At 29.0% G+C, this 12,853-nt stretch carries 14 protein-coding genes; 6 read left to right on the top strand and 8 right to left on the bottom strand.

Going from position 1 to position 12,853, the window contains the following annotated elements:
- Window positions 1–43 precede the first annotated feature (43 nt).
- From gwsS to D1815_RS20460, 8 genes are all read right to left on the bottom strand, one after another.
- Entirely contained in the window at window positions 44–1,144 is a 1,101-nt protein-coding gene (gwsS, locus tag D1815_RS20490) for a grasp-with-spasm system SPASM domain peptide maturase (RefSeq protein ID WP_118389085.1), read from the bottom strand.
- 189 nt (window positions 1,145–1,333) lie between these two features.
- On the bottom strand, window positions 1,334–2,287 hold the full coding sequence (locus D1815_RS20485) for a hypothetical protein (protein WP_118389084.1): 954 nt from the start codon (window positions 2,285–2,287) through the stop codon (window positions 1,334–1,336).
- Between the two features lie 15 nt (window positions 2,288–2,302).
- Window positions 2,303–2,653, bottom strand: coding sequence for a hypothetical protein (locus D1815_RS20480; RefSeq protein WP_162897375.1), 351 nt, complete (start codon window positions 2,651–2,653; stop codon window positions 2,303–2,305).
- Between the two features lie 146 nt (window positions 2,654–2,799).
- A complete protein-coding gene (locus D1815_RS24020; protein ID WP_255420144.1) occupies window positions 2,800–2,925 on the bottom strand; it encodes a hypothetical protein in 126 nt (41 codons plus the stop codon).
- Between the two features lie 147 nt (window positions 2,926–3,072).
- On the bottom strand, window positions 3,073–3,306 hold the full coding sequence (locus D1815_RS20475) for a hypothetical protein (protein ID WP_118389082.1): 234 nt from the start codon (window positions 3,304–3,306) through the stop codon (window positions 3,073–3,075).
- Window positions 3,307–3,415: 109 nt separating this feature from the next.
- Window positions 3,416–3,613: a hypothetical protein gene (locus D1815_RS20470; protein WP_118389081.1), complete on the bottom strand. Its 198-nt coding sequence runs from the start codon at window positions 3,611–3,613 to the stop codon at window positions 3,416–3,418.
- Between the two features lie 31 nt (window positions 3,614–3,644).
- Window positions 3,645–3,824 carry a hypothetical protein gene (locus tag D1815_RS20465; protein ID WP_118389080.1) on the bottom strand — a complete coding sequence of 60 codons (180 nt, stop codon included), beginning with the start codon at window positions 3,822–3,824 and terminating at the stop codon, window positions 3,645–3,647.
- A 231-nt stretch (window positions 3,825–4,055) separates the two neighbouring features.
- Window positions 4,056–4,622: an RNA polymerase sigma factor gene (locus D1815_RS20460; RefSeq protein ID WP_118389079.1), complete on the bottom strand. Its 567-nt coding sequence runs from the start codon at window positions 4,620–4,622 to the stop codon at window positions 4,056–4,058.
- Between the two features lie 419 nt (window positions 4,623–5,041).
- Between D1815_RS20460 and D1815_RS20455 the strand changes: the two genes are divergently transcribed.
- The 6 genes from D1815_RS20455 (at window position 5,042) to D1815_RS20430 (ending at window position 12,851) form a co-directional block, all read left to right on the top strand.
- A complete protein-coding gene (locus D1815_RS20455) occupies window positions 5,042–6,781 on the top strand; it encodes a helix-turn-helix domain-containing protein (RefSeq protein WP_118389078.1) in 1,740 nt (579 codons plus the stop codon).
- A 112-nt stretch (window positions 6,782–6,893) separates the two neighbouring features.
- The gene (locus D1815_RS20450) at window positions 6,894–7,079 is read left to right on the top strand and encodes a class I lanthipeptide (RefSeq protein WP_118389077.1); all 186 of its coding nucleotides are present in this window, start codon (window positions 6,894–6,896) and stop codon (window positions 7,077–7,079) included.
- Window positions 7,080–7,223: 144 nt separating this feature from the next.
- Window positions 7,224–9,302, top strand: coding sequence for a prolyl oligopeptidase family serine peptidase (locus tag D1815_RS20445; RefSeq protein WP_162897374.1), 2,079 nt, complete (start codon window positions 7,224–7,226; stop codon window positions 9,300–9,302).
- A gap of 8 nt (window positions 9,303–9,310) precedes the next feature.
- Complete coding sequence (locus D1815_RS20440) at window positions 9,311–10,315, top strand: DinB family protein (protein WP_118389075.1); 1,005 nt, start codon at window positions 9,311–9,313, stop codon at window positions 10,313–10,315.
- Between the two features lie 110 nt (window positions 10,316–10,425).
- Entirely contained in the window at window positions 10,426–12,573 is a 2,148-nt protein-coding gene (locus D1815_RS20435) for a S8 family serine peptidase (protein ID WP_118389074.1), read from the top strand.
- Between the two features lie 5 nt (window positions 12,574–12,578).
- Window positions 12,579–12,851 (top strand): hypothetical protein, encoded by a 273-nt coding sequence (locus D1815_RS20430; protein WP_118389073.1) that lies wholly within the window; start codon window positions 12,579–12,581, stop codon window positions 12,849–12,851.
- The last annotated feature ends 2 nt before the right edge of the window (window positions 12,852–12,853 follow it).

The raw sequence follows: 12,853 nt of genomic DNA, 5'->3' as shown, positions 1-12,853 counted from the left end.
AATGTTACCTTACATTTTCATAAATTATAATAGTTTTTCAACCTTAAGCAATATTATCTAAAGTTTCTAACCCATAATAATTTATAGTTTCTTGTTTTAATGGATTTTTATCCCAATCTTCCCAAGTGTTTTTATATGGGTCATACCCACATTTTAAAGGTTTACTAAAAGTATTTTGAGGAGTCTCTACATAAGCTCTACAGTCAGTACATACGTATCTAAACTCACAATCTTTACAAGTTTCTATTTGATTCTTATTAATGCTCCAATATTTCTTATAATTTTTATTCTCTAAAACTTCTTCAAAAGTATTTTTATCAATATGACCAAAAGATTTTTTCATTGATGGACAATTTTTAATATTACCATCTATATTTATTGAGATTTTTCCGTTTAGACAAGAATTATGTTTCAATGACTCAGTAAATGTTTTAATATTTACCGAAAATAAACCTGGATCAATAAGTCCACAACATTTTTCGTTCTTTAAAACTTGATTAGAATAAATAATATATCCTCTTTTATTTTCAATTGGTAACACAAACTTTTTTTCAGGAGCGGAATAAAACCTAAAAGAACAAACTCTAGGGAAATTATACATAAAGTCCTGCATTTTTTTCTTATCAAAATCTTTAGAAAAAGGTATCGTAAAATCTATTGACAGTACAGATGATTTTATAGTATTTAGATGCTTTACAATAGTTTCGATTTCATCAAGGTCAATTTTTCTGAAAAATCTAAATTCTACATGTTTACAATTTATATTGGTTAAGCCATCTAATACTTTAAAAATATCATACTTATAACTTCTTCCAATATCTATAATAGCATTCGTAATTTCATTAGGTGATTGCCATTCCATAGGCATTTTCGGAAATAACTCTGGAGTGGTAGTAAAAAATATAAACTCATGTTCAATTAAAAACTCAAAATATTCGTCAATTATGGTATCATATTTATGATTATACTCCTTTTTAATTTCCTTAATGGTATTACCTTCATGCTTTTTTATTAGCTCATATAAATCATTAGGGATTAGTTGTATGGATCCCCTATGAAGATCACAAATAGAGCTTCTTTTAGCTCCTTTTACAGGTATACAATTTGCAATAAGTTTAAAAGGAGTTTCTTGCTCAACTTTCATAGGGTAAAAATTTTCGAAATGGGTCTGTAAAAACTATAAGGAGTCATTGCATCTGTATCTATATAATCAATTGCAATTGTTTTATTTTGTTGTTTGAAAATCCTATTTTTTTGAATTTCTGCTTTTTGAAACGTAAGCGGTAAAACGGGTTGTAATTTCTTTATTTGGTCCATATTACTTTAGTATTGATTATTTAAAGACTAGATATTCTGCGATATTCTTTTCGATATAATAATTGCAATGTTTTGAAACCCAATCTAGTTGTCCTTGTGGATTAACTTCTAAGAATATATAATCATCTGATCTGTCTACGATAAGATCTATAGATCCTGTAGAGAGTTTAGATCTTTTTATAAAGTTTAGTACCTTTTGTTCAATATGTTTTGATAAAAGAACAGGAACATTTCTATTTGGTTTCTCTCTATTATAATTACGGTAATCGACCGAAGTTTTGGTGTCGTTTTGTGATAAAATAGCCATAGGATACAAGGTGGTTTTAAAAAAGAAAACTCGGATTTCATACTTTTTATCAACCTTTTCTTGTACCAATGTTGGAGCAAAATGCTCTTTCATAGATGTAATCATATCTTCAGATACGACAAAGGTCCCTGCTGAATACATCCCAGAATCCTGAGCTTTTATCTTTATACCATATCGAATGTCTTTGGTAATAATTTGATCATAAGCATTAAAAAACGATTGTAATTCCTTTTTGGAAGTTGTTATTAATGTATCCGGGATTCGAATACCACAATCTTTTGCTTTTAGCAAATAATCAATTTTATAATTTTCAACTTCTTTATGATAGCTGCCAATATATTCTTTAGTATCACCAAGAATATCTTCCAACGATTTTAATAAACTATCTTCCTCCTTTTTTAGATAGGTATATAAAGATGAAGTAGTATTTCTAAGTGTACTTGGTAAAAAACGCATACTTCCACGACGATGCCATATTTTTTCAACCTTACTTGTATCAATACAAGCAATTTTTGAAGTACAAGTTTGATTTGTGATTTTAAGACTATTTAACGGAGTATAACCTGAGAAGTTAATTCGTTTTACATCTTTGGTATAATGACGAATCCACTCCATAGCAATATTAGTGGTGATATCGTTAGTATCACCAATGACAAGTATCATAATAAGAATATTTTTTTAGTTTTTAGTAACAATTTTGAGAGGTAGTAATTCCTGTCGTCCTTCTAAATTCCATTTGATCAAATGATATTCTGCGGTAGTCATTCTCTTTGCTTCCAGTTCACGATGTAGCAATGGCATCAATTGATCACAATATTTATCATCCGCATGTTGGAATATTAGCCATATAGGAATTGGTTTTCCACTACGGTTTGGATTTGGGAATCCATATTTCTCAGTAAAAGTGATGAGTTTTTGTGTATTTTGATCATCTAAACGCTCTTGAATACTCCAGAGTGAGTCCCATTCTTTTTTTGGAGGTTGTTTTCCAATTCTATATAAAGAGTCCAAAGGTTTTCTATAGCGCATATCATTTTTAACTATAATACCCAGTTCCTTCTGTAATTTTGCTTTGTCAAGACCTTGAAAAGCTACTTCAATTTCTTCATTCGTTTTTATATGTTGCTTGCACGAGAGCAAGACAAGTAAACAAACACTATATATATAAAATGTTTTCATCTGTTATCTATTATTTCTAATCCTGGTACTTCAGGTATTCCTTTTCTGCCATTTAAAGTCCAATTTAGCAATCCATATGTAATGCTATCCATTCTTCTAGCTTTAAATTCTCTTTCGACCAAAGGTTTAATTTTTTTATGATATTCTATTGGTGCATGATGTAATATAAGCCACGCTCCAATAGGTTGACCAGTCCTTTCCGGGTTTGTAAGTCCATATTTTTCGGTGATTTCTATAATTCTTATTGTGTTTTTATGATCTACTGTAAGTTATAATGCTAATAGAGAGTCTTTTTGCTTTTGATAATGTACACTATATCTATCTAATCCACTTATCATACCTCTATAGTATTGATCCATATAAACCATTTCTTCTAACTCTTTCCAAAGTTTTTCGTTATTGACTTTCTGAAAAGCTTTTTCAATTTCTTTATTGGTAGGTTGTAGTTTACCACAAGAAACGATAAGAAAAGTGAATAACATAAGAAGATATTTTGATGGCATATTTTTAGGTTTTAAAAGATAGGTTCTTGTAAATGTAGTTTTTTATTCAAAGAGATAAGTAAATATCTAGAATATACTTATCTCTTTACCATTACACATTCCTATTTGACTAGTGAATAGCAAAAGGTTCTACTGCACAAATCATATCACCTACTCCGTAGGTCCCATCATTGTTACTATCTTCCCATATGTCAGTATATAAACCGTCTGAGTTTTTTGACGTAGGAACACTATTAGCACCTCCCAAGATAGAACCCAGCGAGTTCTTTTCTATTTCTAAACTTTGAAATTTTTTTATTGTTTTCATATGTATTTGATTTTTGTGATATTATTTAATGTTAGCATACTACTATTTCAGCACATTCTCCCGGATCTTGTTTTCCGTTATCGTTTGTATCTTCTAAGCAATCACATAATTGTGAACTTCCTGAACCTAAGACAGTATCAATATACTGAAGACCTCCATAAATATTACTTAATCCAATTTTCTCGATTTTTAAACTTTCAAATTTTTCCATGTTGTTTTTAATTTAAAATAATTTGCACCTACTCTATTATCTAAAGGCTTTTCGGTTTCCGCCTTTTCCGTTGCGCAACGGTTTTTTATTTAGATTATCTATACCGTAAGATTGTAGGGTCTTTTGGTATTTATATCTTATATTATAATTATAGAGCTTTAGACCCTATACTTCGAGAACCTCAGTCCTCTTATTAGTAACTAAGCCTAATAAAGTCCTACTAAACAACTGTTATACTGTTAATTCGGCATAGATAGGATCGTTTTGTACCATCTGAAATAAACGATCTTTAATCATACACTTCTTTTTTCTGGTATACCCTTCTGTATACCCAGTACTATTAGCAATGTCACGCATACTTTTTCCTTCAAAAAATAATCCTAATACCAATCTGCTGCTATCCGTAAGTTTAGTTATATGTCTATAAAACACTTCTTCTTGATCCCTATTGGTTATCTTATCGTACAAAGACACATCATTGTCCTCTGCTTTTTGAACGATAGGCTCACTGTATTCTAACATTCTTTTTTTTCTTGATTGATTCTTCCAAATATTTTTACAAACCCCTATAAAATATGCATGAATCGACTGGTGCAATTCTAGATCCCCTGTTCGTAATTTATGATACACTAATATCATTGCTTCCTGAAAAACATCTTCTACATCCTCGGTTGTGCCTTGATATTTTAGAATAATCTTTCTAACTGCTGGTAAGTTTTTCTTATAGAATGATTTTAGGACATCGTTATTTCCTGTAATGATTCCTTCTACGATATATTGATTTTTTGTTGAGTTCATATTTTATTTTCCTTACTTTACTTTTTTACTCTTTTCCTTTAAAATTTGAATGCAAAGTCCCTATCGATGACAACAGACATCGTCTATAAAACTTCACAACACTTGGTTGCAGCGGCTTATTTAAAAAACTTTAATTATTGGGTTATTAGGATCGGACTAATTAGCTTAATTTTTAGATACTAAACTTTTTAAGCGCATTACGGAATCCTATAAGATTATTTTTAATTTTTATAGTAGTTTTGTCACTGATCAGATTTTTGAACTACGTTTTAACGTTGAGACAAATATATGGGTGAGAATTACGTTAAAGCAAGGAAAGATGGTTTCAATTCATAAATTGAGGATTACCAATTCATAAATTGAAAGGATATTATTTAAGAATATAAATCAGTTATTCTGGTTAAAAGAGAACCTTTTAGATGAGAATATATCAACAACAGAAAAAAAAGAATAATGATAGAAAACTTTTATGTCTATCTATCTCATTTTCTTGTTTAATTTTTTTTACTACTCTAACCGCTCAAGTAAATATTTCAATAGATTCTTTACACGATAAAACATTAGAAGAATTAGAAAAAAGTTATAATCTTTATCGGGGAGATTCATTGATGTCTAAAATATATGCTAATTCCTATTTAAAAAAAGCGAAAAAGGAGAAAGATGAATTGGTTATTGCAAATGGGTATAAATTATTATCGGAAATATCAGAAAACTCTTTAAAAATAGATTATTTAGATAGTATTATTCACATAACAAAAGATAAACAAAATAAAAAATTTCCTAGTTTAGCTTATTTAAGAAAAGGAGTCTATTATTTTAATAATCTAGAATATAATAAGGCGTTAAACTTGTATTTGGAGGCATTAAAATTCGCTAAAATTAATCGGAATAAATTTTACGAAATAGCCATAAAACATAATATAGGACTTCTAAAAAAAAATTTAGGAGAAGAAAAAGAAGCCTTAGCTTTATTTAAAGAGAATCTGAATGTAATTAAAAGTGACACAAATGATATAGATTTAAAAGGGTCACTTAACAGCACATTATTTGCTATTTCGGATTCATTTTTAAGATTAAAGTTTCCAGATTCTGCTAAAAAATATATTCATTCTGGTTTAGCTAAAAGTCATAAAAGTAATGACAAAGATCTATATACTAGTTTTTTAGCTTTAAACGGAATTCAGAATCGAATGCAAAATAATTATAAAAAAGCTATAGATTCCTTAATCAAAGCTAAAGTACGAATTGAGCAATCCAATAATTATGACGCGAATAAAACAATAATTTACCTTCAAATAGCCAAAGTTCTACTTAAAATCAATCGGGAAAATGAAGCAGTTTCCTATTTAAAAAAAATTGATTTCCTAACAAATGATGAAAACTTTTCCATAGATATAAGAGATAGTTATGAATTATTAATTGATTATTATAGAAGATCAAATGATAAGGATAATCAAATAAAATACTTGAATAAATTGATTCATTTTGATAGTGTTTTTAATATTAATAATAAGAATATAAAATCAAATATCGTAAGACATTATGATTATAAAGAATTAATTAATGAAAGAAATACTGCTATTAATCAACTAAAGAAAAGTAAAGGAAGGTCTGATAGTGGGATCATACTGTCCTTTTTAATTATCTTCTTATTGTTAGTTTTAATTTTCTTTTACTACAGGAAAAAGAAAATTTATCAGAGTAAATTTGAAAAACTTATTGAGGAAAAGAAAATAGTAGAACCTCAAATTTCTTATCAGGAAGAAAATAATATTTCTAAGGTTTCGTCAGAACTAGATATAGATGAGGAAATAGTAAAAGATATATTATATAAATTAAAGACTTTTGAAGAAAAAAATAGATTTTTAAAATCAGGATTAAAAATGGATACTCTAGCTAAATCATTTTGTACAAATTCAACATATTTGTCTAAAATAATCAATATAAATAAACAGAAAAACTTCAGTCAGTATATAAACGATTTAAGGATTAATTTCTGTATAAATAAATTGAGAAATGACCCGAAATTTAGATTATATTCAATAAAAGCTATAGCTTTTGAAGTTGGATTTACTAGTATCCAATCCTTTAATCGTGCATTTTTAAAACAAACAGGGATACATGCTTCTTACTTTATAAAAAAAATTGATAATCAATAGTTTATGCGTGTTTTTTTTTAATACCATTTTATAAATTGGATCATATATAAGGCAAAATGACAATAAAGAATGTAAATTTTTAAATAGCTTTGTGAAATAAATATTAATAAAAATGAAAATAAGAAACAAGAAGAAATTAGTTTTAAAAAAAACCGTGGTATCAAATTTGGATAGGACTTCTATGCAAAGAATTAATGGAGGGGGTACTCTTACGAGTTTAACAAATAATCCTACCACTGGGATTAGTATGCAGGGTACAGGAAATAATACTATTACTAAAACAGCCGGTACGGCTTAATAATTAGAATTTCAATTAAAATGGAATCATCATTGGTTCCATTTTTAAATAATTTGTATTTTGTTAGATATGTTAAGAAAGAAATTTAAGTATCTTTTCATTTTGATATTTATTGTAAGTCTTAGTTGCAAGGATAAGCAATCAATGAATAAGAAATTTATAGGAACCACATCAAATAATTATCATGGTCAAATAATTTTTGACGAATATAGAAAACTTGAGAATTTAAAAGATTCCTCAGTAATACAATGGTTCAAAAATCAAAGTGTTAGAAGTAATAAAATATTAGAGAACATACCTAATAGTCCCCAATTGGTTTCATTACAAAAAGAAATTTTAGGTACTCAAAATGAGTTCGTAAGTAATGTTTTAATAACGAAAAACAATAAGTTCTTTTATTTTAAAAGACTTTCGACTCAAAAATTTTCAGACCTTTATTACAAGAATGGATTAAACGGGGAAGAAACATATCTATTTGGCTCTTCGGATATAGAAAAAGACTCCTATATAAGTTATTTTCGCCCTGATTGGGACGGAAATAAAGTTATAATAGCTTTTTCAAAAAACGGAGATGAGTTTTCTGAATTGAGAGTTCTGGATGTAAAGTCGAAAACTTTATTACCTTTAAAAATTTCTAATTGTTTACCATCATATGGAGGTGCTTATTGGTCACCAAATAGCAAAGCTATATTATATAATAAGGTTAGAAACACAAAGGATAAGAAAGATGCCTATATGGATATGGAATTTATTTATCACCCTTTAAATTCATCTCCAAGAAAAATGTTTTCACGAATAAATAATCCAGATATTGAGATGAAGCCTGTGGATATTCCAATTGCATATATTGAGGATCCTGATGAGAAATTCTTTTTCGGAGCAGTAGCTGGAGCTACTATTTATCAAGATTATTATTACACTAGTATTGAAGATATTGAAAATAATAAAAAAGAATGGAAGAAACTTTTTTCCAAGAAAGATAAAGTAACATCGTTTGTAAGAGATAAAGATAGTGTGATTTATATCTCTTCTTTGAATGCTTCTAATTTTCAGATTTGTAAGACATCTTTAAGTTCTCCAGACACAAATAATTCAAGAATCATTGTTCCAATGAAAAAAAATGAGATTATTAGAAGTCTTAGGTTGATAAAGGGAGGAATAGTATATACTACAATTAAAAATGGAGTAGAAGCCAAAATTTTCCTAATAGATTCTCTTAACAAAACGAAGGAGTTAACAATACCTGTCAAAGCAGGAAACATATCCGTTCAAACCAAAGGAAAGAAATATAATTATTTATCAATTCTTGTTGAAGGTTGGTTAAGTGATAAAAAGAGATACGAATACGATTTTGAAGAGAAAAAATTTAAGAAAGCTGAAATTAGTAAAATAAGTAGTTATTACAATACTGATGATTTTGAAGTAAAAGAACTTGAAATCCCCTCACATGATGGAAACTCAGTTCCGTTATCTTTAATTTATAAAAAGAGTGTTGAGCTTAATAGTCATAACTCGGTTCTCATGATAGCGTATGGAGCTTACGGAGTTTCTATTACTCCATCTTTTAGTGAGAAAATTTTGACTTGGGTAAGTGAAGGTGGAGTTTTTGCGGTATCTCATGTAAGAGGAGGTAGAGAAAAAGGTGATTTATGGTATAAAAATGGGTTTAAAAGTACAAAAGCTAATAGTTGGAAAGATTTAATCTCAAGTGCCGAATATTTAATAGAGAAGAAATATACCTCCGAAGGTAGAATAGCTATTAATGGGGCTAGTGCGGGTGCAATAACAATTGGACGTGCTATGACTGAAAGACCAGATTTGTTTGGGGCTTCCATTATTGATGTTGGATTTCTAAATATGATAAGAGCAGAAACTGGATATAATGGAAAGAATAACACCAAGGAATTTGGAACTGTTGAAAACAAAGAAGAGTTTCAATATTTAATGGAAATGGATTCATATTATCATATTGAAAAAGGAAAAGAGTATCCTGCTTCATTAATTACTTCAGGAATTAATGATTCAAGGGTTCCGCCATGGCATTCTGCTAAGTTTGCTGCAAAACTTCAAGATTTTAATAAAAATAAAACTCCTATTTTACTTAAAATAGATTTTGATGCTGGTCATAGCAACACAGCAAGTGATAAACGCTTAGAAAGTGTAACTAATGTTTTATCTTTTGCATTTTGGCAAACAGGTCATCCTGATTATCAACCTAAATAGTTAAATTTTTGAAAATATCTCAGGATTGGAATTCATTTTGTCAGTGTATTGATCTAGCCAATAAGATATACGATAGTTTTAAATTGACAGCATTAGTCAAGGCAAAAATAAAAAGCCCAAAGAGCTCAGCTGCATTATGGGCTAGAGTAGAAAATGCTGATGGAGGTATTGATTTCTTTGATGATATGACCGATAGGCGTATTCAATCGTCTCAATGGATGAAATATGAAGTTAACGGTATAATTGATATAAATTCATCTAAACTCTATTTTGGAGGATTTTGCACGAATCAAGGAGAGTTTTATTTTAAAAGCTTCAGACTTTTTTTATCAAACAAAAAAGAAACGAAGGAAGTGATAATTAATAACCCAAATTTTGATAAAGTTAAAAGTCAATTGTTAGTTCCTGGATGGACTCAAGGAATTGGTAATGAAACACCTAATCAAATATTAGAATATAATTTTATTTCCGAAGTTTCCGAATACAGTAAAGAATCTCATTTAAAAATCACTTACACTGACAATTTTAAAAACTTAAAAGATTACGATTGTGAAGTTTATGAGTTACTCAGGATGTTAGAGGATGTAAGTATAAGAATGATTAGATCTATCCAAAATCTAACTATTGATCAATTAGATTATAGAATAAATCTTACATCAAACTCTATAGCCCTATTAATAATGCATATTTCCGCAGTTGAATCATTTTATCAGGTTTTTACATTTGAAAACAGGACATTCAATAATACTGAAAAAAAGAGATTTGAATCAATTTTGAAAATGGATAGTAAAGCACAAGAAACGTTTGTCAATTTTAATATTGAGTACTACATTTCTTATTTTCATGAGATTAGAAGCAGAACTCTAGAAAATTTTAAGAAAAAAAGTAATGGTTGGTTGAAAAATAGACCATCCATCTCTGATAAAAACAACCATTATCACTGGCTTCATGTATTAGAACACCAATCTTATCACATTGGGCAAATTGAATTATTGAAGAAATTAATGAATTAATAACTGGCAATCTATTTGCTTAAATATCATGATTTTCTTTGAAAGAATAAATTTGACTATATAATTCATAATCATAATAAAGGGGATTCAATACTAATAAAAGTAATACCATGTCAAAAATCACTAAGCTGTTTGTACTCATTTCACTTATATATCAACATCAAGGGGTAGCACAAACCCAAAAAGTATCTAGAAATTGGGCTTCTTTCGTACAATCTATAGAGATAAAAACTGACAAGAAAACGAAATTCAAACTTCAAGGTTGGGTTAAAGTTATAGGAAATGAAAAAGACCCTAACGTAAAAGCAGGACTCTGGGTTCGTGTTGATACTAAAAATAATGAAACAGCTTTTTTTGACAATATGAACAACCGACCTATTACTGCCAACATATGGCAACAATATGGAATTATTGGTGAGCTAGATCAGAAAGCTGATAAACTAAACTTTGGAGGAATTGTTCATTACAACGGAACATTTTATTTTGATGATTTTAAATTATACTTAGAAGACGAAAATGGAAACCTTAAGCAGGTTAATATAGAAAATGGAGGATTCGAGAAAGATGATTTCTCAAACGGTTGGTATAAAGGAATAAGAATAAATAATGAGGTAGTTATTAAAGAATTTGAATATAATTTATCCGCAGATCATAAGGAAGGAAAACAATCAATTAAGATAACAGGAAGAAATATACCTAAACGACTATCCAAAGAACAACTAAAAACCTGGTATCATAAAGATTATATTAATGACTCAATCCCCGGAATAAGTTTAGAAAAAGCATATAATAAAATTTTTAAATCTAAAAAAGGGAAAGAGATTATTGTAGCGGTTCTGGATACAAAATTAGATATACATCACGAAGATTTAAAGAATCAAATATGGTATAATAAGAACGAAATCCCTAATAACGGTATTGATGATGATAAAAATGGATATATCGACGATATCAACGGTTGGGATTTCCTCAGTAATACAAGCGGTAGCTTTGTCTCATACGCACCTCTTGAAAGTACGCGGATTGTAAAAAAGTATAATGCTCTTTTTAGTGGTAAAAAAATTAATCAAATCCCGAATGATCTGATAAAAGCTTATCGACTATATACTTCAGCCTATCAAAAATGGAAAAATGATATTGCAGAAAACAAAGAAACCTTAAAAAACATGGAACTATGGAAACTTGCTGTTGTTAATTGTAAATCTTTTTTAGATAGTATATTGCCAAAAAAAGAGCACAAGATTGTGGACATAGATAGCTTATTAACGGTTTATAAAAAAGACTCTGTTATCCAGCACATGTTATATGGATATAGAAATTCTATCGAGTATGAACTTACAGAAGATTACATTAATAAATACATCAATGATCTGAATAAAGAAAAAGAAATTACACTTAATCTTAATTATAACGAGAGAGAAATATCAGGAGATGACATTAACAATATTGGAGATTACACTTATGGTAGTCCAATAGTTGATGGAGATGTACCATTTCATCATTCCACAGCAGTATCAGGAACCCTAGCTGCAAATCGTGCTAATGATATAGGAATTCAAGGTTTTTCTAATCAAATTAAGATAATGCCCGTGGTAATGGTAGCAAGTGGAGATGAACACGACAAAGATGTTGCTTTAGCCATACGTTATGCAGTGGATAATGGTGCTAAGATTATAAATATGAGCTGGGGAAAAACACTTTCATCAAACGAGGAATGGGTAAATGATGCAATAAAATATGCAGCAGACAAAGATGTTTTATTGATTAAAGCAGGAGGAAATAATAACACTAACAATGATACAATTAAGTATTACTTGAATGATTATGACGATACTGAAAAGGAATTTGTTGATAATCTTATTGTTGTTGGTGCGAGTAGTTGGAATATTCAAAATCTTAAAGCTAATTTTTCAAATTATGGTAAAAAACATGTAGATGTTTTTGCTCCTGGAGTTAATATGTACACTACAGAATATGGAATCGATAAATATACAACTACAGGAGGAACTTCTCTTGCGTCTCCCGTTGTTTCAGGAATTGCAGCTTTAATAAGATCTTATTACCCAAAATTATCAGCCAAACAAGTAAAAAAAATACTTCTGGATTCTGGAAGTTCCTTTGATGTTAATGTTGAAATCAAACAAGAAGATGGTACAAAAAAAATAGTCGCTTTTTCAGAATTATCTAAATCCGGTAAGATTGTAAACGCTTACAACGCTTTACTACTAGCAGAAAAAATATCTAAACAAAAGAAGTAAACACTATGCAAACCATTCAAAAAAACAGCAAGTTATTACTACTTGTATTCTTCTTCATCTGTATCTCGCTAATAAATCACACTTCTTATTTTGATCAACAGACTAAATTATATCTGGCTATAGGTTGCGCTGTAATTGCTATCTCGTTCTTGATTTTTTATTGGTCTAAAAAGGAGAATAGAGCATCTTATAAAAACAATACATTTAAAAATAAAATAGGCATTCTTATTGGAGCTGTCGCTGTGACTTTAGTTATATATGTTTACCAAATGATATAACA

This window comes from Aquimarina sp. AD1 (assembly GCF_003443695.1).
GTDB classification, from domain to species: Bacteria; Bacteroidota; Bacteroidia; order Flavobacteriales; family Flavobacteriaceae; genus Aquimarina; species Aquimarina latercula.
This window is presented reverse-complemented; position numbering and strand designations above follow the sequence as displayed.

Coding starts and splice junctions, on each gene's coding strand:
- D1815_RS20465 (WP_118389080.1), bottom strand. CDS start 3,824: ATGGAAAAATTTGAAAGTTTAAAAATCGAGAAAATTGGATTAAGTAAT.
- D1815_RS20480 (WP_162897375.1), bottom strand. CDS start 2,653: ATGCGCTATAGAAAACCTTTGGACTCTTTATATAGAATTGGAAAACAA.
- D1815_RS20470 (WP_118389081.1), bottom strand. CDS start 3,613: ATGAAAACAATAAAAAAATTTCAAAGTTTAGAAATAGAAAAGAACTCG.
- D1815_RS20445 (WP_162897374.1), top strand. CDS start 7,224: ATGAATAAGAAATTTATAGGAACCACATCAAATAATTATCATGGTCAA.
- D1815_RS20475 (WP_118389082.1), bottom strand. CDS start 3,306: ATGCCATCAAAATATCTTCTTATGTTATTCACTTTTCTTATCGTTTCT.
- D1815_RS20485 (WP_118389084.1), bottom strand. CDS start 2,287: ATGATACTTGTCATTGGTGATACTAACGATATCACCACTAATATTGCT.
- D1815_RS20450 (WP_118389077.1), top strand. CDS start 6,894: ATGAAAATAAGAAACAAGAAGAAATTAGTTTTAAAAAAAACCGTGGTA.
- D1815_RS20430 (WP_118389073.1), top strand. CDS start 12,579: ATGCAAACCATTCAAAAAAACAGCAAGTTATTACTACTTGTATTCTTC.
- D1815_RS20460 (WP_118389079.1), bottom strand. CDS start 4,622: ATGAACTCAACAAAAAATCAATATATCGTAGAAGGAATCATTACAGGA.
- gwsS (WP_118389085.1), bottom strand. CDS start 1,144: ATGAAAGTTGAGCAAGAAACTCCTTTTAAACTTATTGCAAATTGTATA.
- D1815_RS20455 (WP_118389078.1), top strand. CDS start 5,042: ATGAGAATATATCAACAACAGAAAAAAAAGAATAATGATAGAAAACTT.
- D1815_RS20435 (WP_118389074.1), top strand. CDS start 10,426: ATGTCAAAAATCACTAAGCTGTTTGTACTCATTTCACTTATATATCAA.